Annotated in this window: 22 protein-coding genes; 7 read left to right on the forward strand and 15 right to left on the reverse strand. The window is 33.5% G+C overall.

Going from position 1 to position 25,076, the window contains the following annotated elements:
• Window positions 1-317 precede the first annotated feature (317 nt).
• The gene (locus BUE95_RS05490) at window positions 318-1,568 is read left to right on the forward strand and encodes an ABC transporter permease (RefSeq protein WP_073582171.1); all 1,251 of its coding nucleotides are present in this window, start codon (window positions 318-320) and stop codon (window positions 1,566-1,568) included.
• A gap of 36 nt (window positions 1,569-1,604) precedes the next feature.
• Window positions 1,605-4,013 (forward strand): TonB-dependent receptor plug domain-containing protein, encoded by a 2,409-nt coding sequence (locus BUE95_RS05495; protein WP_073582173.1) that lies wholly within the window; start codon window positions 1,605-1,607, stop codon window positions 4,011-4,013.
• A gap of 39 nt (window positions 4,014-4,052) precedes the next feature.
• Here BUE95_RS05495 and accD read toward each other — a convergent pair whose 3' ends face one another.
• From accD to tamL, 3 genes are all read right to left on the reverse strand, one after another.
• Window positions 4,053-4,907 (reverse strand): acetyl-CoA carboxylase, carboxyltransferase subunit beta, encoded by an 855-nt coding sequence (gene accD, locus BUE95_RS05500; RefSeq protein ID WP_073582175.1) that lies wholly within the window; start codon window positions 4,905-4,907, stop codon window positions 4,053-4,055.
• A gap of 117 nt (window positions 4,908-5,024) precedes the next feature.
• On the reverse strand, window positions 5,025-6,092 hold the full coding sequence (gene fbaA, locus BUE95_RS05505; protein ID WP_073582177.1) for a class II fructose-bisphosphate aldolase: 1,068 nt from the start codon (window positions 6,090-6,092) through the stop codon (window positions 5,025-5,027).
• A 48-nt stretch (window positions 6,093-6,140) separates the two neighbouring features.
• Window positions 6,141-8,684 (reverse strand): translocation and assembly module lipoprotein TamL, encoded by a 2,544-nt coding sequence (gene tamL / locus BUE95_RS05510; RefSeq protein WP_200778598.1) that lies wholly within the window; start codon window positions 8,682-8,684, stop codon window positions 6,141-6,143.
• A gap of 37 nt (window positions 8,685-8,721) precedes the next feature.
• On the opposite strand from tamL, the gene BUE95_RS05515 reads away from it, so the two are divergent.
• The gene (locus BUE95_RS05515; protein ID WP_073582179.1) at window positions 8,722-9,447 is read left to right on the forward strand and encodes a TrmH family RNA methyltransferase; all 726 of its coding nucleotides are present in this window, start codon (window positions 8,722-8,724) and stop codon (window positions 9,445-9,447) included.
• A 3-nt stretch (window positions 9,448-9,450) separates the two neighbouring features.
• On the opposite strand, the gene porT is transcribed toward BUE95_RS05515, so the two are convergent.
• The 12 genes from porT to BUE95_RS05575 form a co-directional block, all read right to left on the reverse strand.
• Entirely contained in the window at window positions 9,451-10,143 is a 693-nt protein-coding gene (porT, locus tag BUE95_RS05520; RefSeq protein WP_073582181.1) for a type IX secretion/gliding motility protein PorT/SprT, read from the reverse strand.
• A 1-nt stretch (window position 10,144) separates the two neighbouring features.
• Entirely contained in the window at window positions 10,145-10,876 is a 732-nt protein-coding gene (ubiE, locus tag BUE95_RS05525) for a bifunctional demethylmenaquinone methyltransferase/2-methoxy-6-polyprenyl-1,4-benzoquinol methylase UbiE (protein ID WP_073582183.1), read from the reverse strand.
• 180 nt (window positions 10,877-11,056) lie between these two features.
• A complete protein-coding gene (locus BUE95_RS05530) occupies window positions 11,057-11,542 on the reverse strand; it encodes a dihydrofolate reductase (RefSeq protein ID WP_073582185.1) in 486 nt (161 codons plus the stop codon).
• Between the two features lies 1 nt (window position 11,543).
• Window positions 11,544-12,014 (reverse strand): energy transducer TonB, encoded by a 471-nt coding sequence (locus BUE95_RS05535; protein WP_073582187.1) that lies wholly within the window; start codon window positions 12,012-12,014, stop codon window positions 11,544-11,546.
• Window positions 12,015-12,023: 9 nt separating this feature from the next.
• Window positions 12,024-12,611: a hypothetical protein gene (locus tag BUE95_RS05540; RefSeq protein WP_073582189.1), complete on the reverse strand. Its 588-nt coding sequence runs from the start codon at window positions 12,609-12,611 to the stop codon at window positions 12,024-12,026.
• An 83-nt stretch (window positions 12,612-12,694) separates the two neighbouring features.
• Entirely contained in the window at window positions 12,695-13,672 is a 978-nt protein-coding gene (locus tag BUE95_RS05545; protein ID WP_073582191.1) for a Fic family protein, read from the reverse strand.
• 171 nt (window positions 13,673-13,843) lie between these two features.
• Entirely contained in the window at window positions 13,844-14,725 is an 882-nt protein-coding gene (locus BUE95_RS05550) for a hypothetical protein (RefSeq protein WP_073582193.1), read from the reverse strand.
• A gap of 102 nt (window positions 14,726-14,827) precedes the next feature.
• On the reverse strand, window positions 14,828-15,652 hold the full coding sequence (locus BUE95_RS05555; RefSeq protein ID WP_073582194.1) for a thymidylate synthase: 825 nt from the start codon (window positions 15,650-15,652) through the stop codon (window positions 14,828-14,830).
• Between the two features lie 42 nt (window positions 15,653-15,694).
• A complete protein-coding gene (locus BUE95_RS05560; protein WP_073582196.1) occupies window positions 15,695-17,353 on the reverse strand; it encodes a NupC/NupG family nucleoside CNT transporter in 1,659 nt (552 codons plus the stop codon).
• 15 nt (window positions 17,354-17,368) lie between these two features.
• On the reverse strand, window positions 17,369-17,992 hold the full coding sequence (locus BUE95_RS05565) for a bifunctional nuclease family protein (protein WP_073582198.1): 624 nt from the start codon (window positions 17,990-17,992) through the stop codon (window positions 17,369-17,371).
• Window positions 17,993-18,193: 201 nt separating this feature from the next.
• A complete protein-coding gene (locus BUE95_RS05570; protein ID WP_073582200.1) occupies window positions 18,194-19,162 on the reverse strand; it encodes an electron transfer flavoprotein subunit alpha/FixB family protein in 969 nt (322 codons plus the stop codon).
• Between the two features lie 77 nt (window positions 19,163-19,239).
• Window positions 19,240-19,986 (reverse strand): electron transfer flavoprotein subunit beta/FixA family protein, encoded by a 747-nt coding sequence (locus BUE95_RS05575; protein WP_073582202.1) that lies wholly within the window; start codon window positions 19,984-19,986, stop codon window positions 19,240-19,242.
• A gap of 273 nt (window positions 19,987-20,259) precedes the next feature.
• Here BUE95_RS05575 and BUE95_RS05580 point away from each other — a divergent pair, with 273 nt between their 5' ends.
• The 4 genes from BUE95_RS05580 to BUE95_RS05595 all read left to right on the forward strand — a co-directional run bounded on the left by BUE95_RS05580 (window position 20,260) and on the right by BUE95_RS05595 (window position 24,987).
• Window positions 20,260-21,237 carry a pyruvate dehydrogenase complex E1 component subunit beta gene (locus BUE95_RS05580; RefSeq protein WP_073582204.1) on the forward strand — a complete coding sequence of 326 codons (978 nt, stop codon included), beginning with the start codon at window positions 20,260-20,262 and terminating at the stop codon, window positions 21,235-21,237.
• 60 nt (window positions 21,238-21,297) lie between these two features.
• The gene (locus BUE95_RS05585) at window positions 21,298-23,781 is read left to right on the forward strand and encodes a DUF5686 and carboxypeptidase-like regulatory domain-containing protein (protein ID WP_073582206.1); all 2,484 of its coding nucleotides are present in this window, start codon (window positions 21,298-21,300) and stop codon (window positions 23,779-23,781) included.
• Complete coding sequence (locus tag BUE95_RS05590) at window positions 23,781-24,383, forward strand: DNA-3-methyladenine glycosylase family protein (RefSeq protein WP_073582208.1); 603 nt, start codon at window positions 23,781-23,783, stop codon at window positions 24,381-24,383. The genes BUE95_RS05585 and BUE95_RS05590 overlap by 1 nt, the downstream gene beginning before the upstream one ends.
• Before the next feature lie 73 nt (window positions 24,384-24,456).
• Entirely contained in the window at window positions 24,457-24,987 is a 531-nt protein-coding gene (locus tag BUE95_RS05595) for an inorganic diphosphatase (protein ID WP_073582210.1), read from the forward strand.
• The last annotated feature ends 89 nt before the right edge of the window (window positions 24,988-25,076 follow it).

Here is a 25,076-nt window from a genome sequence, read left to right on the forward strand (position 1 = left end):
CATTTCGTTTGGATTTAGTATTGTTCAAGAATTGATTTTATCAAAAATCCAAAAGAAGTTATTGCTAAAAAAATTATGATAATCCAATTTTGAATTACACTAACCTTTGTGCCAAATTAAAAAAATATTGGATTCTCATCACGACCCGATAACCACCATTTATGAATTCGGTAGTAAAGAAATGAGGCTAATCCGAATAGGATGCTTAAAATTAAACTTTCATTTTGCATGATTTTCCTTTTTTCAAATGTAAATATATTCCCTATATCTGTAACATTTTATTCAATTACTCTACTTATTTGTTATAGCTCAGTATTATGCTTTTATATTTACGATTACTTTCAGAAAGTTTTAGTTTTGCCATCAACGCGTTGCGCAACAATAAATTGCGTACCCTTTTGTCGTTATTAGGGGTTACTATTGGTATTTTTTCTATTATTGCGGTGTTGGCTGCAGTAGATTCTATGGATAAAAAAATCAAGGAGGATTTGAGTGATATGGATATGAATACGGTCTATTTAATGCGTTTTTCTTTTGGTCCTTCCGAAATTCCACGTTGGAAAAGACAACAATTTCCCGATGTAACTTATGATGAGTTTGAACATTTAAGAAGATCTGTTAACGGAATTGATAAAATGTCTTTTAATATTTTCACTCGAAACGAGAACATAAAATACGATTCTAAAACGGTAAATTCAATTCGTGTTAAACCTTCTACTTTTGAATTTTTTGATATCGAACCCGTTAAAATTGATAAAGGGCGTTTGTTTAATGAGTCAGAATCCAATTCAGGAAGTCCTGTGATTGTTATTGGAAGTGAAGTGGCTACGGGATTATTTGAAAATAGTGATCCTATAGGTAAAAAAGTTCGCTTGTATGGTCAACGTTTTACGGTGATTGGTGTCTTGAAAAAACAAGGACAGGGGATGTTTGGGGACAGTAACGACATAGCGGTGTTTTTTCCTGTAAATTTTTTAAGAAAAATGTATGGAGACAATAATAAAGCCTTAACCCCAGCAATTCTTATTAAACCAGAAAAAGGGATTGATGTAGAAGAGTTTAAGGCGGAGTTGGCACAAAAATTAAGAAGTTACAGAGGTGTAAAAACGGGAGAAATTAATAATTTTTTCATGAATGTATTGTCTGGCTTTACTGATTTTATTGACAATATCGTGGGTCAAATGAACATGATTGGTTGGATCATTAGTGCTTTTTCTCTTTTAGTAGGGGGGTTTGGTATTGCGAATATAATGTTTGTCTCTGTTAAAGAACGAACCAACTTAATTGGAATTCAAAAAGCTTTAGGGGCTAAAAATAAATTTATTTTGTTTCAATTTTTGTTTGAAGCAATAATTCTTTCTTTAATTGGAGGAATTGTGGGAATGTTTTTAGTTTGGATTATAGCTCTTGGACTTTCAGCAGCTCTTGATTTTGAGTTTGTTTTAAGTGTTTCTAATATGTTAATAGGTTCAGGGTTAGCGGCTTTTATTGGGTTGATTTCGGGAATTGTTCCTGCTATTTCAGCTTCTAAATTAGATCCAGTGGAAGCCATTAGAAGTGGCATGTAATTTGCTGTGTAAAAGCGATTAAATTCCATACCGATAATGTATAATTCCTTTAAAATTTTCTTTTTTTTCTTTTTCTCTATTGTTTCATTCTCTCAAGACGTAACCGTTAGGGACAAAGAAACTGGAGATCTATTGGAAGCAGTTGTTTTTTTGTCTGATGATAAAAAAATATACGTTTCAACTAATGCAAAAGGTAAAGTCGATATCTCGGATTTCAGAGGAGTCAATAAAATTTTTGTGCAATCTTTTGGATATGAAACTCAAATTTTTAGCTTTAATGACTTGGAGTTGGCTTCCTTTCAGGTCCTTTTAAAGCCTTCATTGCTTTCGATGGATGAAATTATTGTTGCTGCAAATCGTTGGAAACAACACACGCGTGACATCCCTGTAAAAATCGCGTCTATTTCTAAAAAAGATATTCAGTTGCAAAATCCGCAAACGGCAGCTGATTTATTAACGGTTTCTGGAAAAGTGTTCCTGCAAAAGAGTCAACAAGGAGGTGGAAGCCCTATGATTCGTGGTTTTGCTACCAATCGTTTGTTGTATGCTATTGATGGTGTGCGAATGAATACTGCCATTTTTAGAGGTGGAAATATTCAAAATGTGATTTCGTTAGATCCATTTGCTCTTGAAAAGTCAGAAGTTTTATTTGGACCAAGTTCTGTTATTTACGGAAGTGATGCTATTGGAGGTGTAATGAGCTTTCAAACCTTAACACCACAATTTACAACAGAAGAAAAACCATTTGTTATGGGAAGTGCTTTTACAAGATATTCATCAGCAAATAATGAAAAAACGGGACATTTTGATGTGAATGTAGGGTGGAAAAAATGGGCTTCGGTAACCAGTATCAGTTCCAACGATTTTGGTGATTTGAAAATGGGAAGTCATGGTCCCGATGAATATTTGCGCCCTTTTTATGTACAAAGACAAAATGGAGTAGATGTAGTGGTGACAAATGACGATCCTTTAGTACAAAAACCAACAGCGTATTCTCAAATCAATTTGATGCAAAAAGTTCGATTTGCTCCTAATGAAAGATTGGATTTTCAATACGCTTTTCATTTTTCAGAAACTTCGAGTTATTCGCGTTACGACAGACATATTCGATACAATAACGCTGGTTTGCCTCGTTATGGCGAATTTGATTATGGTCCACAAAAATGGATCATGAACAATTTGACGATTTCAAATACACAAGCTACAAAAGTGTATGACGAACTTTCTATTCGAATGGCACATCAATTTTTTGAGGAAAGTAGAATCAGTCGTAATATGAACAATCCGAATCGTGCTACACGAATTGAGAAAGTAAATGCGATTTCAGTTAATGCGGATTTTACCAAGAAAACTAGTGGAAATAATGCGGTTTTTTACGGAGTTGAATTTGTTACCAATGATGTCAATTCGGAAGGAATTGATGAGAATATCGTTACTGGAACAAGTCAAGCTGGTCCAGCTCGATATCCACAATCCAAATGGAATTCATACGGAATTTACATCAACGACCAATATAAATTTTCAGAGAAAATGTTGCTTCAAGCGGGATTACGATACAACCAATTTGTGTTAGATGCCGATTTTGATACTACTTTTTATCTGTTTCCTTTTACTGAAGCAAAAATCAATGATGGCGCTTTAACCGGAAGTTTTGGTTTGGTGTATCGTCCAACAGCGAAATGGGTAATTAGTTCTAATGTGGCAACAGCTTTCCGTTCTCCAAATGTAGATGATTTAGGAAAGGTATTTGATTCCGAACCAGGCTCGGTTGTAGTTCCTAATCCTGATTTAAAAGCGGAATATGCTTATAATGTGGATTTGAATCTAGCGAAATTATTTGGCAAAAATGTAAAAGTAGATCTTTCAGGATATTATACATTACTAGATAATGCTATGGTAAGAAGAGATTTTACTTTAAATGGTGCAACTGAAATAATCTACGATGGCGAATTGAGTAATGTGCAAGCTATTCAAAATGCAGCCAATGCAAAAGTATATGGCATTCAAGCTGGAATTGAAGTAAAATCAGCAACTGGGTTTTATTTTCATGGCGATTTGAATTTCCAAAGGGGAGAGGAAGAATTAGATAACGGAGCGAAAAGTCCGTCTCGACATGCGGCGCCATTTTTCGGTATAGGTCGATTCGGGTATTCCAATTCTAAGTTAGATTTACAATTGAATGCGCAATTTAGCGATGAGGTTTCGTACGATGATTTAGCCGAAGAAGAACGAGGAAAACCAGAAATTTATGCGATTGATGCCAATGGAAATCCCTATTCTCCAAGTTGGTACACTTTAAATTTAAAATCAATGTATAAATTAACGGATAACTTTACGGTAACTGTAGGTTTAGAAAACATCACTGACCAACGCTATCGCCCTTACAGTTCCGGAATTGTAGCGCCAGGAAAGAATTTTATTTTAGCTTTGCGAGCTAAGTTTTAAAAATGAAAAATCCCGATACTGCTATCGGGATATCTATTTTTATCTTATCGGTTGATTTTGAATCAAATCCAAATACAAGTTAATTTTGTTTTTCAATTCTTTTCTGTGAGCGATGAAATCTAAGAAACCATGCTCTAATAAGAATTCTGAGGTTTGGAAACCTTCTGGTAAATCTTTTCCAGTTGTATCTTTTACAACACGTGGTCCAGCGAAACCAATTAAAGCGCCTGGTTCTCCGATATTAATGTCACCAAGCATTGCATAAGAAGCGGTAGTTCCACCAGTAGTTGGATCCGTACATAAAGAAATGTAAGGAATTCTTTCTTCTGCTAACTGCGCTAATTTGGCTGAGGTTTTGGCTAACTGCATTAATGAAAAAGCGGCTTCCATCATACGTGCTCCACCTGATTTAGAAATCAATACAAATGGAATTTTATGTTTGATAGAATAATCAATTGCTCTTACAATTTTTTCACCTACAACCGCTCCCATAGAACCTCCAATGAAAGCAAAGTCCATACAAGAAACGACTAAATCTTTTCCTTTAGATTTTCCAACACCAGTACGAATAGCGTCTTTTAGTTTGGTTTTATCCATTACGTCTTTTAAACGCTCGCTGTATTTCTTAGTATCTTCAAATTTTAATGGATCTTTAGAAGTTAAATTTGCATCTAACTCGGTAAACTCATTGTTGTCGAATAAAATTTCGAAATATTCTTTACTACCAATACGTACATGATAATCATCCTCTGGACTCACCCATAAGTTTCTTGCTAGTTCATCTTGATCAACAATTTTTCCTGTTGGTGATTTGTACCATAAACCTTTGGGAACATCTTTTTTGTCCTCTGTCGCTGTTGTAATTCCTTTTTCTTTTCTTTTAAACCAAGCCATAATTAAGTTAGAAGTTAGAAGTTAGAAGTTGGAAGGAAGACCTTAACTTTATCTAATTTCAATTAATAATAAAATTTCAAACTTCGTACTTTGTACCTCGTACTTCGTACTTTGTGATTATAAAGTATTCACGTTATTTAAATCGGCAAAAGCTTGTTCTAAACGTTTGTTGAACGTAACTTCTCCTTCACGAACCCATTTTCTTGGGTCGTAATGTTTTTTATTTGGACTATCTGCCCCTTCTGGACTTCCGATTTGTGTTCTTAAATAATCAATTTTAGATGTCATGTAATCGCGAATTCCTTCTGTGAAAGCAAATTGTAAATCGGTATCAATATTCATTTTGATTACGCCATATGAAATAGCCTCTCTTATTTCTTCTAAAGTAGAACCAGAGCCTCCGTGGAAAACAAAATCAACTGGATTGTGACCTGTATTGAATTTATTTTGAACGTATTCTTGTGAATTTTTAAGAATTTTTGGAGTTAATTTTACGTTTCCAGGTTTGTAAACGCCATGTACATTTCCAAAAGATGCTGCGATTGTGAACCTTGGACTAACCTTCATTAATTCTTCATATGCATAGGCAACTTCATCAGGTTGTGTATATAATTTTGAGCTATCAACATCCGAATTATCAACGCCATCTTCTTCACCACCTGTAATTCCTAATTCGATTTCTAAAGTCATTCCCATTTTACTCATTCTTTCTAAATACTTTTTAGAAATTTCTAAGTTTTCTTCAATTGGTTCTTCCGACAAGTCAATCATGTGAGAACTGAATAATGATTTTCCTGTTTCAGCAAAATGTTTTTCTGATGCATCTAATAAACCATCAATCCATGGTAAAAGATTTTTAGCACAGTGGTCTGTATGTAAAATAACCGTTGCGCCATAAGCTTCAGCTAAAGTGTGAATATGTTTTGCACCAGCAACAGCTCCTAAAATAGCTGCTTGTTGATTCTCATTTGATAATCCTTTCCCAGCATTAAATTGAGCACCACCATTTGAAAATTGAATGATAACAGGAGCTTTTAATTTAGCTGCAGTTTCTAAAACTCCATTAATTGTACTTGAACCTACAACATTAACAGCAGGTAATGCAAATCCTTTTTGTTTTGCATAGTTGAAAATTTCTTGAACTTGATCTCCGGTAGCAACACCCGGTTTAATATTGTGACTCATAGTTGTATGTTTTAGGTTATAGTTGTGCAAAAATAATAATTTAAAAAATTAGAACGGATAATTAATACCAAAATTTAGTACTGTTTTGCCGAAGTTTACTCCTTTCAGCCATCTGTCTCCCATTTCTCTTGCGGGATCATAGGCTTTATATCCTAAATCAAAACGGAAGACAAAGAAATTAAAATCGTATCTAAATCCTATTCCAGAACCTACTGCTAAATCTTTTAAAGATTCTAATCCATTAAAAGTGTAACGTTCGTCTTCCACATTGTCAAACACATTCCATATGTTTCCTACATCAACAAAGAGTGCGCTAAATAAGTTGCCCCCAACTCGAAATCTAAATTCGGTGCTATAGGCAAGCTTGAAGTTAGCTTCATTAAAATCATTGATTCCGCCACTTCTTCCTGGTCCTAAACTATAGGGTTGCCAACCTCTGTTGTCATTTGAACCTCCAGAAAAATAACTTTTAGAGAAAGGAATTGAATTGGCATTTCCATACGGAATGGCAATTCCTGCAAATGTTCGCATGGCAAGTGTGTTTTTTTTGCCAAAATCCCAATGTTTTACTAATTCAAATTCTGTCTTAATGTATTGTGCATATTCAACACCTAAAATTGTTCTATTTCCATTGCTACTCAAAGGCTCATTAAAACTGGAATTAAAAAGAGATAAAAAATTTCCAGCGGATTCAACTTTAGCTTTTATAGAGTAAAAATTATTATCTAAAAATCCAGATTTTGTGTTTTTAGAAAATGTGATGCTACTCGAAACAATCAAATTGTTTTCAATTAAACGTTTCCTTCTTTCTCCAATACTACTGATTGTTCTATAGTCGGCATCTGTTGGCGTTAAGTTGGGAATCGTTCCATTAACAGCATCGTCGATAAAAGTTATTGCACCTGGAAATGTTAGGTTTTCACCTGTAGGGATGTAATTGTAATCTTGAGCTAGTTCGTTTAATCTATCATAAGAAGAGCGATACACGTTAAAATAATTGTCAACATTTAGATTTCGTATGTATTGCATGTTAAACAAATCAAATCGAACTGTTTTTTGTTCTTTTGGGGTCCAATTGTAATTGATAACGCTAGTAAAATTTTCTTTATCCAAACCGATGTTGGTCTGTCTAGTAAAACCAAAGTTCATGTTGGTTGTTGGTAGCATTTCCTTTCTGATGATTCTTCTTGTGTCTAAGGGGAAGAAAATTCTAGGGAAACTCAATTTGGCATCTAATCCATATTCAGAGATGTTGAAGAACACATTTTTAGGATTTGCTAAATCTTTAGAAGAACCAATGTTTCCTCTAGTAGATAATTGTAGCGTTTCAGCTCTTCGAAACACATTTCTAAAGGTAAGTGATAAGTTTCCTGTAATTCCAAAATCTTGTATGTCTGAGGTGGAAAAATCAGCGGCAACATTGAGTTCCATTTTTTTTCTTGGAAGTAAATAAATGTTGGCTATTAATGCATTTTTTGTAGTATCTGAAGTGTCTTCAACATATTCAATAGTAGGATAGTAAAAAACTTTAAGATTGCTTAACGATTTTGAAGTCAATGTACGATCGTTATCACTAAATAATTTCCCTTTTTCAATAAATATGGCATTCGTTATCGCCTTAGGTTTGTAGTCTAGTTTTCCAAAACTGTAAATGGTATAATCTCTATAGGTAGTACTGTCGTTTATTCGATTGTTTCCTTTTCTGGATGAATTGTCAGTAAAAATATTGATTTGGCTAATCGTGTATAAATTGAAAGGTTTTTTTACCAGAAGATCGCCCTCTTTTACGCTTCTGTCTTCAATTTTTACTACAACTTCTAATTTTTTTTGAGCTTCATCTATGATATTGTCAAACTTTACAAAGTTTTCTTGAAAATGATAAACACCATTGTTTCTAAAATGTTGTGTGATTCTTTTTCTCTCGCTGTCATAATTGGAATATTGAAAGGCTTCTCCTTTTTTTATAAAGGATGCATCCCTTTCTGTTTCGTATAAGCTATCAATGGCTTTGCTCTCAATGCTTTTTGATATAGAATCGATAATGTATGCGGAACCGGTTGCTATGTTAAAGGACAGTTTGCCTCTTTTTTTTCCTATGGTATCAATGGTCATTTCAACTTTATTGTCAAAATAACCCATGTTGTAGTGGTATTGTGAGAGCCTGTTTTGAGATGTTTTTGCTCTTTTTTCATCAATTATCACTGGAGGTTCCCCAGTTTTTTTTAAAAAATTACTAAATCCTGAAACCACAAATGACTTTCCAAAGCGCTGTATTTGCTTTTCTGAAAGTAATTTGACTAAACGAGTTCTTCTTTTGGGGTTTTTATTCAGCCAACTCTGATAAGATGAATCAGGATTTTTCTTGGCTAGATTATATAATGAAAGGCGAAGCGGATACGTTAAAAATTTATTGTTTGGTTTTTGAACCACCAAATTGTTAATGCGCTCTTCTTTGACAAGTTTGTCGTTTACGTATATTTCGTTTTTTGTTAAAAGCAGTTTTCCCTCGGGTACTCGTTTAACTAACGAACACGAATAAAATATTATTCCGATTACAAATAATAGTGTTATTTTTGATAAATTATTTCTCAAAGCAGCTTATAAAAAGTTAGTCAAAAATACAATTTTTATGGTTAGTAAAAGCCAAATTAAACTAATAACGAGTTTACAACAAAAAAAATATAGAAAACAAGAACAACTTTTTATAGCAGAAGGTATAAAGGTGGTTCAAGAATTGTTGCATTCCAATTTTGAATTGTTGGATTTGTATACAACGAAGCAAGATTTTCTAACAGTACAAAAAGACAAAGTCCATGCCATTACAGCTGATGAACTGAAAAAAATAAGTGCGCTAACGACACCCAATACTTGTTTAGCAGTTTTTAAAATTCCAAAAGCAAAAGAAAGGGTTGAAGAAGGCTTGATAATAGCTTTAGATGATGTGCGTGATCCAGGGAATTTGGGTACAATTATACGTTTGTGTGATTGGTTTGGTGTAGCCACTTTATTTTGCAGCGAAGAATCGGTAGACGTCTATAATCCAAAAGTGGTTCAAGCCACTATGGGTTCAATAAGTAGGGTAAATGTCATGTATGGAAATCTAGAAACATTTTTGTTACAATCCAAGTTACCTGTTTTTGGAACTTTTATGGATGGAAAGTCTATTTATCAGGAAAAATTACCAAAAGAAGGAATTATTGTCATGGGAAATGAAGCCAATGGAATTTCTTCTGCTGTTGAAAAATTAGTCACAAAGCGAATTGCCATACCTCGTTTTGGAAATCTTCAGGTTACCGAAAGTTTAAATGTGGCTACTGCTACTGCAATTATACTGAGTGAATTTAAACGAGGTTAAATTTTAATGAAATGCAAAATTGATAAAAAATCCTCTTGTTTGCATTTGATCTACATTTCCTGTCCAAGGACTGCCTGGCGTATTGTCTCGTATTAATTCGTCGTTGATACTAAAAACACCACGAATGGAAGGCGAAAAAATAAAATACTCTAAATAGATATCGATACCAAAGCCCACTTCATAAAAATTAGTCCATTTTGTCATTCTAAAGCGATCGCTGTAATTATCGTCGGGTGCTTTTGAATTGCTTCCTAAATTTAAAGCGGTAGACAATCCGCCTACTAAGTAAGGACGAACATTCCCAGCTCTTAATGCTGAATATTTAACTAGAAGTGGAAAAAAAATGTAAGTCGATTTTACTTCTCGTAAACGATCACCTGTATCGGTTATATTGGGGTATGTTAAATTTCTTTGCGTAACATATAAGCCCGGTTCGAATCGAAGATCAAAATAATCGTTTAATCGTAAGTTGCCAATTAAGCCCACATTGAAACCAGTGGTAGTGTTTACTTCAATATCTTCGGTAACTGATAAATAGTCGAATTTAAAGTCTAAACTATTAAAACCTAGGTAGTAACCCCAGTGAACGGGTTGTTTGTTCCAATTCTCTTTATTGATAATTGGATCTTTACCAAATAGACCGCCTTGAGCAAAAACGATTGGTGTAAAAAGTAAAAAGATAAAAAGTTTCTTCATTTTATTTTTTCGATGCGTAATAAATAGTAGCAGCCCCAAATGTCTGAGGTAGATGTTTTACATCTATAAACCCAATTTTTCTTAAAATATTGTTTAAGACTTCTCCAAAAGGGAAATTTTGTGCCGAAGTTGATAAGTACTGATACGCTTTTTTATCTTTTGAAAATAACTTTCCAATGGTTGGCATAATGAAATTTGTGTAAAGGTAATAGCCTTGTTTGAATGGGAATTGTGTTGGAACAGAAGTTTCTAAGATAATGAATTGTCCGCCTGGTTTCAAAGTTCTCAAGATTTCAGATAAGCCTTTTTCAAGATTCTCAAAATTACGAACACCATAAGCTACTGTAATGGCATCAAAATAATTGTCTGGATAAGGAATGTTTTCTCCATCTCCTAAAATCATTTGAATTTTCGAATCTAAATTTTGAGCTGCAATTTTTTTCTTCCCAATGTCTAACATCCCTTGCGAAATGTCTAAGCCAATGATTTCAGTAGCTGAAGTAGTTGCAAATAAAATGGCTAAATCTCCAGTTCCGGTTGCTATGTCTAAGATGGATTGGGGTTGTTTGGCCGCAATCATTTTCAAAATTTTCTTTTTCCACTTAGCATCTGTTCCAAAAGAAATGACTTTATTTAACCCATCATAATTTTCAGAAATGGTATCAAACATTTGAGCAACTTGCTCTTTTTTTCCTAATTGTGAATCCTGATACGGTGTAATTTTTTTTGACATTTTGCAATTTTTTGGAACACAAAAGTACTGATAAAATTTCAATAGAACAATGTGACAATGAGCCAATTTGAAAATGAGCTAATTAGATGATGTGTCAATTAGTCGATGAGTCAATTTTAATGATGTTTTAATCTAAAAGGAATTAAAACTTTTTATCTAAAACCAATCACCTTTTACCCTTTACCTTTTTACATAAGTTAAAAAAGTAAAATCGTAATCGTGTTTTTCGTCTTTTGAGTGAAATTCTTCGAACACTAATTCCCATTTCTTTGTATCGATTTCAGGGAAAAAAGTATCGGCTTCAATAGTCGTATGTACACGAGTTAAATCGATTTTATCGGCAATTTCGATAGATTGTTTGTAAATTTCTCCGCCACCAATGATGAAAATCTCTTCATTTTTTGGACACAAATCAATAGCTTTTTGCAAACTACTAGCTAACAAACAACCTTCTGGAACTTCGTAATCTTTTTGTCGGGTGATGATGATGTGTGTTCTGTTGGGTAAAGGTTTTGGAAAACTTTCAAACGTTTTTCTTCCCATTACAATATAATGACCGGAAGTAATGGCTTTAAAACGCTTAAAATCATCTGGCAAATGCCAAACCAATTGATTGTCTTTTCCTAAAGCATTGTTCTCGGCTGCCGCTGCGATTATGGTAAGCATGTTATTGAAGTTTGAAACTAAATGGTTGGGAGTATTTTACCTTAACTGGTTTTCCTTTTTGTTTTCCGGGAGTCATTTTAGGTAACTTACTTATGATTCTGATTGCCTCTCTTTCTAAAATTTCACAATCATCACATGCTGAAAGGGTTCTAGCTGTGATTTTTTCAATAGCACCTTCTTTGTTAATTATAAACATGGCTACAATTTTTCCTTTTATGTTTTTCCTCATAGCTTTTCTAGGGTATGTGAAATTTTTTTTAATGTGTTCTGTCATTTTTAATTGAAAACATTTCATTCTCTTATCATTTTCAACATCTTCACAACCTGGAAAAATAGGTACCTCCTCAATTAAGGCAAATTGAACTGATTCTTCTTTACTTATTATGTCATCATTGGTTAAAATAATATCTTGTGAATAAGAAACGTTGGCTTGTAAAATCAATCCAAGAACAAAAAGTGTTTTTTTTATCATAAAGTAGTTTTATTTAGTAAATCCAATATTCAAATCGGAGTGGAAATAGATTTTTTTTAGTTCGGCGTGTTTGGTTTCAAATTCTTCTTTGGTAATCGCTTTGATGGCTTTCAACCATTTGAAATTGTTCAACTGACTTTCGTAATCTAAATTTTCATCAATCGCAGCAAAATTTTCTCTTAAATACACATTTCGAGCTTTGATAATTTCGTCGATAAAATGATCTACGGTTTTAGCATCGGGAACGTCTTTTACGACTAAAATGCTGTTACCGTCCATTAGTTTTACTTGCCAAAAATTGCCAATACTTAACCAGTAAATTACAGCTAAAACAACTGCTATAAGAAAGCCAACAATTGAAATCCAGTTGCCAAAAGTTAAAAACAAATTAATGAAACTTAATACGACTAATCCAATTGCAACCAAAAGCAATACATTGTTAGAAGATTTAAACGAAACTTTCTCACCATCAATGTTTTCAAACGCCATGTCAATTTCATTTGTGTTGCCAAACTTGGAAACTTTACAGAATAATTTTGCCTCGGAAATACGCAATTCTCGAGTGTCAAAGTTTTTTTTCTGTACGAGTGTTTTCATGATGAAAGTTTAGGAAACGAATGAAAACGCTAAGGTAGTATTTTGCGGGGAATTATTTAGTGTTTTTGCTCATCATTACATTCTTATAACCTTTTGTTTTCTCTGGTATTAATTTTTTTATATGTTGTTGTTTTTTTATCCCCTTGTTTGACTATGAGTTTTATTTCAACCGCTTTCTTTAAATCTCTACTTGCAGTTGCTGTAGATACATCTTTGAAATAATTTATATAATCTTTTCTTGTAAATTCTTCAACATGATTTTCGATGAAAATCTGAATTCTATCTTCATCTGAAAGTTTCTTTGTAGTGTTTTTCAAAAGTGCATCTAAAGATTGGTCAATAATACTGAGCATGTACTCAATGAATTTTGTCGACTTTCCTTCCTTGTCAGAAGCAGACAGCGCATTATAATAAGCGGCTTGATTTTTAGAAATTAAAGTTTCAAATGGTAAAAATTCGAAAATAGGATACTCTTCCATTAAAATCAAGGTTTGCCAGAGTCTTCCCATTCTTCCGTTTCCGTCCATAAAGGGGTGAATAAACTCCATTTCGTAATGAAAAACACAACTTTTTATTAATGAAATTTCTGATTTATCCTTTAGATATTGAAATAAATCCTTCATTAGAAAAGGAACATTTTCAAAAGGAGGTGCCACATGTTCTACTTTTGAACCTTTTACAATTCCAACACCTTTTGTTCTATATTTTCCAGAATTTTCTATGAGATCTTTCATTAGCATTTTATGTGCTTTTAAAAAATCTTTCTCGGAATGATGTTTTAGACTACTTATGTTTTTGTACACTTCTAAAGCATTCAGCACTTCTACGATATCTTTTTGAGGCCCAACAACTCTTTTGTTTTCTAAGATTGCGGTAATTTGTTCCTCTGATAAGGTATTTCCTTCAATGCTTAATGAAGAATGTATCGTTTTTATCTGATTTTGTTTTCGTAAACTAGGGTTGCTTTTAACTAAATATTTGGCGTTAACTTCTCCAATTTTTTCAGAAATGGAAGCAATGTATTTTAAGATTTGAGAAGTTATTTCGTAAGGTGGTTTCATATTTTGATACTATCAAATGATAGTATCAAAAGTAATGATTTAATTTGGTATTTAGGAGGGTTTTTGCGAAATATTGTGTTTTAGGGTTTTGTAATTTTGAAACGTTATGTCTTCATATAATGATTATTTTTACCTAAGATAAAATTTTCCAGCTACGCAAATTCAGGAAATTTATATTTCTTTGTCATTTAGCCACTGTTTCAATACAACTGGAAGAGTTGTGTCTGGGGATTGAAAATCGTATTCATGGTAAAGTTTTCCCACTAAGTCTGTATGCAATGAATTTAAGGTGTTGTCTTTAAATAAGAGCACATTTTTATCCATTGCCATCATATAACCAATTTCCAATGAAACATTAGGGTTGAAATATTCGGTCTTCACTCTATCAAATATTGCTACCCCAAAATCGCAACCATGCATATAAGTCCTGATATTCGTTAACAAATCGTCAGCATACCATTTAGAGTCTGCTCGAAGGAGAGTGATTCCTTGTTCTTTAAAACAATTGCTTATCGTTTCAATTAATTTTAATTGAATAGGTGTATCTTCAAACTTCATCATAAGAAAAGCACATTTTACCTCAGACGGAAAGTCCTTTCTGAATCTTCTCAGTGGAGTATTCAATTCGTCAGGTAATAGCGTTGAACTATTTGATGAGAACATTTTAACTTCTTCAGGATAGATGGAAAACTTAATTGTTGTTTCTTCGGAAATAACTTCATCTGTATATTCATCGTACTTTTTGTCTTGAAAATACTCTGGCTCAATAGTAATTTGGCCTTTCAAAAATTTTGTTTCTTTAAAACAATCAAAGTGGTATTTAAATTCATTAAGGTCAATAATCCATTCGTTAGTTAGATCTTTAAAAGGTCTTAAATACGTTATATCATGCTTTGAAAGAAGTTTTCTAAATCTTCGAAGTATTTCATGTTTGCTTAAATCTTCCTTTTCTCTATAAAATATAAATACTGGAGATTCTGAAGGAATTCCATGGTGAGTTGGGGCTTGTATGTCAAGGTTTCCAACAAAATTTTTGAAATGAAATGTAAACATATTTTTTATATTTCCTATGACTTGGTTTATGTGCGCTAAAAAGTATGCATATTAATCCATATAGGTTGTATTAGCGCTACTTATTTACGGTTATTAATTTTCCTAAACCGCCACAACACCTTTAATATGCGGATGCGGGTCATATCCCTCTAAAGTAAAATCCTCAAACTTGAAATCGAAAATGTTTTTAATTTCTGGGTTTAATTTCATCGTTGGTAAAGGGCGGCACTCGCGCGATAATTGCAATTGTAGTTGCTCAATATGGTTGTTGTAAATGTGCGCATCACCAAAGGTGTGGATGAATTCACCTACTTGTAAATCACAAACTTGCGCAATCATCATCGTAAACAAAGCATAAGATGCAATATTAAACGGAACGCCTAAGAAAATATCAGCACTGCGTTGGTACAACTGGCAACTTAATTTTCCATCCGCCACATAAAACTGAAAAAACGCGTGACATGGAGGTAAAGCGGCTTTACCATTTGCCACATTTTCAGCAAACGAAACTGAAGTATCTGGTAAAACGCTAGGATTCCAAGCGGAAACCAACATTCTTCTGCTGTTTGGATTGGTTTTTAGCGTTTCGATTAATTCGGTAATTTGGTCAATTTCTTCGCTGTTCCAATTGCGCCATTGGTGTCCGTAAACCGGACCTAAATCGCCGTTTTCATCCGCCCATTCGTCCCAAATTTTCACACCGTTTTCTTGTAAATATTTGATATTCGTATCGCCTTTTAAAAACCACAACAATTCGTAAATAATCGATTTTAGGTGGAGTTTCTTAGTGGTTACCATTGGGAAACCTTCGCTTAAATCAAAACGCATTTGGTACCCAAACACACTTAAGGTTCCTGTTCCAGTACGGTCGCCTTTTTGGTTGCCGTTTGCTAATACGTGTTTTACTAAATCGTGATATTGTTTCATGTTTAAGTCAGAAGTTAGAAGTTAGAAGTCAGAAGTTACAAATTAGCCTATAATCATTCCGGCAATTGTAGCCGATAATAATGAAGCTAAACTTCCTCCTAAAACGGCTTTCAAACCGAATTCTGATAAGGTTTTTCTTTGGTTAGGTGCTAATGAACCAATTCCGCCAATTTGAATTCCGATAGAAGCAAAGTTTGCAAATCCACACAACATATAGGTTGCCATAATTACCGATTTGTTGAAAGTGAAATGTACTTCGTTAGCTACGTTTTTCAATTCTGCTAATTGGATATAACCCACAAATTCTGATGCAGCTAACTTGATTCCTAATAATTGTCCCATTAACATCATGTCTTCTTTAGCAATTCCAATCAACCACATTAAGGGTGAAAAGATAATTCCTAAAATAGTTTCTAATGAAAATGATTTATATGGAGTATTTGCTGCAATAACATCATTTAAGCCTGTCCAAAGTCCGATTTTTCCAAAAGTGTAATTAATCATCGCAATGAAAGCAATGAAAACTAATAACATTGCGGCTACGTTTGCTGCTAATTTTAAACCCTCGGTTGTTCCTGTTGCAATGGCATCTAAGATGTTGGAACCAATTTTTTCTTTGGTAACTTCCACATCTGTGTTTACAGATTCCGTTTGTGGACATAACATTTTTGAGATGATAATCGCACCAGGAGCCGCCATTACAGATGCTGCTAATAAGTGTTTCGCAAATTCTAATCGCAATACAGGATCGTTTCCACCTAAGAAACTGATGTAAGCGGCTAAAACTCCTCCAGCAACGGTTGCCATTCCTCCAGTCATTACTAAGAAGATTTCGCTTCGGTTCATTTTTTCTAAATAGGCTTTAATCATCAAAGGCGCTTCGGTTTGACCTAAGAAAATATTTCCAGCTGTTGATAAACCTTCTGCTCCTGAAATGTTCATTAATTTGGTTAACACAGTTGCCATTCCCTTAACTACAATTTGAATGATTCCTAAATAGAACAATAAAGAAGTTAATGCTGAAAAGAAAATGATTGTTGGTAATACTTGAAATAAGAAAATGAATCCGAAATTATCTACATTCATCATGCCTCCAAGTAAGAATTCGCTTCCCGCTCTTGTGAAATCTAACACTTTTACGAATAAGCTTCCTACGAATTCAAATCCAGTTTTAACAAAGCCCACTTTTAAGACACCGATTGCTAAGATTAACTGAACGCCTAATCCAATTCCAATGGTTTTCCAATTGATAGCTTTTCTGTTAGAACTGAAAATATAAGCAATTCCTAATAATGCTACCATTCCTAAAATTCCTCTAAGGAAACTGTTTAATGAAAATCCTTCGTTTGGTTTGATTTCGCCATTGATTACTTCTGCTTTAGTAGCTTTGTTTGAAGCGAAAAAAGAATAGGCTTTTCCTCGGTTTTTTAAGGTAAGAGTAGAATCGGTTTTGGTTTCAATTACGAAACGTTTTGTTGGAGAATCCGATCCATTTTCAAATAAGAAAATAAAATTATCTTGAACTAAATAGTCCCCTTTTTGTTTTAAACTGTCTGACGAAATGTGAAGTTCGTAGCTTCCGCCTTTTAATTCTAAATAATCTTTATTTGATGAAGAAAGTTGCCATTTTTTCTCAATTTCTTGAGCTGAAGTTGTAAAGCTTAAAAATAAAGCGAGTACATAAAAAATATATTTATACATATATACGTCTGAAGTTTATGATTCTTTTTTTGAAATTTCGTCTCTAATTTTGGCTGCTCTTTCATAGTCTTCGTTTTGAACTGCTTCGTCTAATTTTTGGTACAATTCTTTTAGGGAATAACCCGAGTAGCTGTCTGCTGGTACCACAACATCTTCTTCGTAAGTGTCTGTTGGGGTTAAAATGTTGTCATTATCTGGATCTTCATTTGTAGTCTCAGACGGATTGATACTTAAATAAATTCCGGCTTTGTCTAAAATGTTTTTGTAAGTAAAAATGGGAGCATTAAATCGCAACGCTAATGCAATAGCATCTGAAGTACGTGCGTCAATTATTTCTTCGATTTTATCTCTTTCGCAGATAATACTCGAATAGAATACACCGTCTACTAATTTATGAATAATGACTTGCTTCACAACGATGTCAAATCGGTCAGCAAAGTTTTTAAATAAATCATGTGTAAGTGGTCTTGGAGGCTTAATTTCTTTCTCTAAAGCAATAGCAATCGACTGTGCTTCAAAAGCTCCGATAACAATTGGAAGTTTTCGCTCACCATCCACTTCATTTAAGATTAAGGCGTATGCTCCGTTTTGCGTTTGGCTGTACGAAATACCTTTTATGGTTAATTTTACTAAACTCATTTTAATGTGTTAATTATCATTTTTTGATATGTCGAATTGGTTTATAATAATCATAAAGTCAGAAAATGGCTAACTGAAAAACGGTTAGCCATTACTTCGTCAATTCGTTGCCACTCAGGGTGCCCCAAAAATAAAAAAAAGAGCTATCTAAACAAAGATAACTCTAATTTTAATATAATATATTTTTGAACAACTAATTTATTAAGAGTTGCTTGCTTTGAATGCTTTTAATTTTTCAATTAATTGGGGTACTACAGTGAAAGCATCCCCTACAACACCGTAATCAGCAACTTTGAAAAAAGGAGCTTCAGGGTCAGTGTTAATAACTACTTTTACTTTTGAAGAGTTGATACCTGCAATATGTTGGATTGCTCCAGAAATTCCCACAGCAATATATAAGTTAGAAGCTACTGGTTTTCCAGTTTGTCCTACGTGCTCGCTGTGAGGTCTCCACCCAATATCAGAAACTGGTTTAGAACATGCAGTTGCTGCACCTAAAACAGAAGCTAATTCTTCAATCATTCCCCAGTTTTCTGGACCTTTCATTCCACGACCTGCAGAAACCACGATTTCAGCATCAGCGATAGTTACTTTTCCAGTTACTTTTTCTACATTTTCAACTTTGATTCCGAAATCCGCATCGTTTAATGATGGTGCGAAAGCTTCTTCTGTCATTGCAACTGCATCTTCCACTAAACCGTAAGAGTTTTTAGCAATTCCTAAAACTTTTACTGGAGTTGAAATTTCGGTAATATTAAAAGCTTTGTTTGAGAAAGCGGTTCTTTTTACTTGGAAAGGAGAAGTGCTAACTGGTAAAGCTACCACATTTGATGCATAACCTGCTTCTAAAGCTACCGCAACAAGTGGTGCTAAATATAAACTATCTGTTGATGAAGAAACTAAAACGATTTGAGTTCCTTCTTTTTTAGCCGCTTGAGCAATTACATCAGCGTAAGCTTTAGCGCTAAAGTTGTTTAATTTATCGTTAGAAACGTTTAAAACTTTGTCTACTCCGTAAGCAGCTAAAGCGCTGTTGTCAGAGTTGTTGATAGTTACCGCTGTAACTGTTGTTCCCATAGAAGCAGCTACTTTTTTTGCATATGAAGCTAATTCTAAAGCTACTTTTTTAATTTTTCCTTCTGCTGATTCAGCATATATTAATATCGACATGATTTTTTAAGTTTAAGAGTTTAAAATGTTTAAAAGTTTAAGTGTTTAACTGAACACTAAAAACTGAACACTGATTACTAAATAACCTTAGCTTCGTTGTGTAACAAACTGATTAATTCATCTAGATTATCAGCGCTTACTAATTTAACTGCTGATTTTGCAGCTGGTTTTTCAAATTTAACAGCTTTAGTTGCTGTTGCGTCTCCTGTTGGTTCTACTAAAGTCAAAGCTTTTGTTCTTGCCATCATAATTCCTCTCATATTTGGAATACGCAAATCTTTTTCTTCTACTAAACCTTTTTGACCACCAATGATTAATGGTAAACTCGCTGAAACAATTTCTTTTCCACCGTCGATTTCTCTTGTTACTTTAGCTTCATTTCCATTTACGTCGATTCCAACACACGCGTTCACGAAGTTGTAGCCTAACATTGCAGCCATCATTCCTGGAACCATACCACCATTGTAATCCAATGATTCTTTACCAGCGATTACTAAATCGTAACTTCCATTCTTAACAATATTCGCTAATTGTTTTGCTACAAACATACCGTCTGATGGATTTGCATTGATACGAATAGCTTCATCAGCACCAATTGCTAATGCTTTTCTTAAAGTTGCTTCAGCATCAGCACCGCCAACATTTACAACTGTTACATTTGCGCCTTGTTGTTCTTTGAACCAAATGGCCCTTGTTAAGCCAAATTCATCGTTTGGATTAATTACAAACTGAACACCATTCGTGTCAAATTCGCTGTCACCATTGACGAAATTAATTTTTGAAGTAGTATCAGGTACGTGACTGATGCAAACTAATATTTTCATTATTTATGTATTTTGTTAGTGAATATTTTCAACACCAAAAATACAAAATAATTTCTAAATAAAAACTATGCACGCATAATAAATATCATTTTGTTGTAAAAATTATCTTTTTTTTACGAATTGTTTAATTTATTTGTTGTATTGTTTAATTTGATTGAATATTTTTAACGCTAAAACGTTTTAGTAGAAAGTGCTGCCATTTTTTTTTTAATCGAATTGGAATAATTTTATTTTTCTTACTTTTGCCAATCATAATTCAAAGAAATTAATTTCATGAGAACGATACAATTTAGAGAAGCTATTTGTGAGGCGATGAGCGAAGAAATGCGTCGCGATGAATCAATATATTTAATGGGTGAAGAAGTAGCAGAGTATAATGGTGCTTACAAAGCGTCAAAAGGAATGCTTGATGAATTTGGACCTAAACGTGTAATTGATACCCCTATCGCAGAGTTAGGATTCGCAGGTATTGCTGTAGGTTCGGCTATGAACGGGAATCGTCCTATTGTAGAATTTATGACATTCAACTTTTCATTAGTTGGAATTGATCAAATTATTAACAACGCTGCAAAAATGCGTCAAATGTCTGCGGGTCAATTTCCGATGCCAATGGTATTTAGAGGTCCAACAGCCTCTGCGGGGCAATTAGGGGCGACACACTCCCAAGCTTTTGAAAACTGGTTTGCAAATACTCCGGGTTTAAAAGTGGTTGTGCCTTCAACGCCATATGATGCAAAAGGATTACTAAAAGCGGCTATTCGTGATAATGATCCAGTCATTTTTATGGAATCAGAGCAAATGTATGGTGATAAAGGTGAAGTTCCAGAAGGAGAATACACCATTCCATTAGGGGTTGCTGATATCAAAAGAGAAGGTTCTGATGTAACTATTGTTTCTTTTGGGAAAATTATTAAAGAGGCTCTTGCTGCGGCTGAAGAATTAGCTAAAGAAGGGATTTCGTGTGAGATTATCGATTTAAGAACAGTTCGTCCTATGGATTATGACACGATCATTACTTCAGTAAAGAAAACGAATAGACTAGTTGTTTTAGAAGAAGCTTGGCCATTTGCTTCTGTAGCTTCTGAAATTACATATATGGTTCAAGAAAGAGCATTTGATTATTTAGATGCACCTGTTCAGAGAATCACAACAGCGGATGCTCCAGCACCCTATTCTCCAACTTTATTAAAAGAATGGTTGCCAAATGCACAAGATGTTATTAAAGCAGTTAAAAAAGTTATGTATAAATAATAATTAACTTATTATATTTGGAACTTCATCAGTAACTTTCTGATGAAGTTTTTTTTTACTATGAAAACAAAAATTGTATTATTCTTTTTCTTTCTAAGTATTTCTGTTTTAGGACAAACTAAGGTAGGAGGGAAAGTTATGGATGAGTTTGGAGAACCAATAGCTTTTGCAAATGTTATATTTAAAAATTCTAAAGAAGGTGTAATTACAGATGAAAATGGAAATTTTTATTTTGAGTCTAGTCAAAATTATTCCGTATTAGTAGTGTCTTATGTTGGATATGAAAAAAAAGAAATCAGCTTAAAACCGGGTTTGAATACGGGTTTGAAAATTCAATTGCAATCGGGTACGGTTTTAAGGGAAGTGGTAGTTTATAAAGGGAAAACTTCTAAAAAAAATAATCCTGCTATCGATATTTTGAGAAAAATATGGGAAAGAAGAAGAAAGAATGGACTTAAAATGTTTAAGCAGTATGAATATGATAAGTATGAAAAAGTTGAATTTGATATAAATACGATTGATTCCGCTTTTATGAATAATAAGGCTTTCAAAGGGTTGGAATTTGTTTTTAATCAAATCGATACGTCTAGTATTTCAGGGAAGACTTTTCTGCCAATTTTTATCAATGAGACCCTAAGTGAAGTTTATGGAGATAACGAAGACAAGAAGTACAAGGAAATTACAAAAGCGAATAAAAATTCTGGATTTGGTTCTGGCGATGGGGTGAATACTTTTATTAAGGATTTATATGCTGATTTTGATATTTATGACAATTATCTCAAGTTTTTCGATAAAGACTTTGTAAGCCCACTTTCTAGAACTGGAATTAACGTTTACAATTATGTTTTAAATGACAGTATGTTTATCGATAATAAATGGTGTTATAACATTGTATACTATCCAAGACGTAAAAATGAACTAACTTTCAAAGGTGATTTTTGGGTGAACGACACCACTTTTGCTATCAAAAAAATCAATTTAGAGGCCAGTAAAAGTGCCAATATTAACTGGGTGAAAGAAATTTATATTGAGCAGGAGTATGATGTCTTAAATGATTCTGTTTTTTTGCTGAAGCGTGATTATATGATGTCGGACTTTAGTTTTTCGAAAAAAGAAGAATCAAAAGGGGTGTATGGAAAACGAACTACACTTGCTAAAAATCATAGGTTTGACATAAAAAAAGAAGATAAATTCTATAAAAAAGAAGTCAATTTTTATGATAACGCAATTTATAATAAGACCGATGCATTTTGGGAAGAGAACCGATTTGAAGCCTTGAATAAAAACGAAGCTGGAATTTATAAAATGCTTGATACATTGAAGGAAGTCCCGCGTTTTAAGAGAATTTATAATTTGGCCTCAATTTTAGGAAGTGGCTATGTTGAGTTTCCAAAACTCAATTTAGATTATGGTCCAATATTTTCAACTTTTGGTTATAATGATGTGGAAGGACAACGCGTTCGTGTGGGTGGGAGAACTTATTTTGGACCTAATGACAAATGGCGAATTCAAGGATATACGGCTTACGGCTTTCGAGATAATCAATTCAAATACGGGATTTCAGGAAGGTGGATGGTAAATCCAAACAATCGTTTAATTCTATCCATTGGGAACCGCCGAGACGTGGAGCAAATGGGGGTAAGTTTAACAACTTCTAATGATGTGCTAGGGAGAAGTTTTGCTTCATCGGCTTTATTTGCGAGTGGTGTAAATAATCAGTTAACTTCTGTGAATTTAACTACATTGGGATTTGAAATTGAGCCGTTTAAGAATTTTACATTTCAAACTAATTTAACTTATAGAACGCTGAAATCAGCTTCAAGTGAATTTAGTTTGGACTATTATACGGATTTATCACAGACGGAAATTAAAAGCGAAGTCAAACAATCTGAAATTAATTTTGTTGCCGAATTTACACCTAAGAGAAAAACAGTAGGTTATGGAGTTGATCGTTTAGATGTTGATTTTAATTATGCCCGTGTTTTTTTAAGTTATAGTAATGGATTAAAGGGAGTTCTAGATAGTGATTTCGATTACCAAAAGTTACAATTTTATTATCGTCAACCCACATTAATAGGCGGTTTCGGGAGGTTATTTACTACATTTGAAACAGGAAAAATATTTGGTGAAGTGCCGCTAGGTTTGATGGGGGTAATTCCTGGAAACCAATCATGGTTTGTAATTGAAAACACCTATAATTTACTTGATTATTATGATTTTGTTGCCGATGAGTATGCTTCTTTGCATTTAGAGCATCATTTTAATGGGAGATTATTTTCTAGAATTCCTTATTTAAGAAAGTTGAATTTGCGAGAAATTGTCGGAATAAAAGGTGTTTATGGAAGAGTTTCAGAAAGCAACAAAATGTTAAATGCTTCTGGATTAAATTATGTAGCTCCTGAAGATGTTTATTGGGAATATCATGCTGGTGTTGGGAATATATTCAAAGTTTTACGAATAGATTTTGCTTGGAGAGGAAGTTATTTAGAGATGCCTGATGCAAGAAAGTTTGCTGTAAGAGCTTCATTTGGATTTTATTTTTAATGGAAGAGGCAATTGCTTATCTATGTAAAAAAGAATCTGTTTTTGAACAGATATATCAGCAGTATGGGACTCCAATATGGCCCAAGAGGCCTCAAGGTTTTGAAACTTTAGTGCTTTTAATTTTAGAGCAACAAGTTTCGATAGCTGCTGCCAAAGCTACTTTTAACAAGCTAAAGAGGGCTATTCCTGATTTTTCTGTTTTAAATGTGTTTTCTTTTTCAGAAGAAAATTTTCGAGCTTGTGGTGTAAGTCGTCAAAAAACAAAATACATAAAAACTCTTGCCAATGCTATTTTATCAAATGAGTTGGATTTAGAAAGTCTAGCATCAAAAGAGCCCGATATTATCAGGCAAGAACTTGTAAAAATTAAAGGTATTGGAAACTGGACTGTTGATATTTATCTCATGTTTTGTTTGGATTCATTGGATATAATTCCGCTTGGAGATATTGCAGTAGTAACAACCATGAAAGAACTTTTAGACCTTTCCACTAAAGAAGAAATGGAAATTTATGCGCAAAAGTGGAAGCCTTATCGTTCGGTAGCTACTTATTTTCTTTGGCATTATTACCTTCAAAAACGAAATAGAAGTGTTAGTTATTAAAAAACTTCTTACTTCTCACTTTTAACTTCTAACTTTTTTCTACCTTTGCACCCGTTTTAAAACATAAGAAAAAATGACAGCAGATAAAATTACTACATTTGATGTGTTGATTGAGATTCCTAGGGGAAGTAGAAACAAATACGAATACGATTTTGAATTAAAAAGAATGCGTTTTGACAGAATGTTATTTTCGTCAATGATGTATCCAGCAGATTACGGTTTCATTCCAGAAACATTGGCATTGGATGGGGACCCATTAGACGTTTTGGTTCTAGTTAATGAACCTACGTTCCCAGGTTGTGTTATGGAAGTTAAGCCAATCGGTGTTTTCCATATGGCAGATGATAAAGGTCCAGATGAAAAAGTAATTTGTGTGCCCGTTTCAGATCCAATTTGGAACAAACTAAACGATTTAAGTGATGTGAATCCACACTTAATTAAAGAAATCGAACATTTTTTCCAAGTATACAAAGATTTAGAGAATAAGAAAGTAGATGTAGAAGGTTGGGGAGATGTTAATGAAGCAAAAGAAATTTTAGTTAAGTGTACAAAACGTTTCGAAGAATTAGAAAACAAACCAGAAGGATTATTTAGTATTAAATAATTTCTTGTTGAAAGAATTAAAAGGCAGTATTTTCTCAAAAATATTGCCTTTTTTGTTTTATTTTCTTAATATTACCATAAAATTAACAA

It is taken from the genome of Flavobacterium cucumis (assembly GCF_900148835.1).
Taxonomy (GTDB): Bacteria; Bacteroidota; Bacteroidia; order Flavobacteriales; family Flavobacteriaceae; genus Flavobacterium; species Flavobacterium cucumis.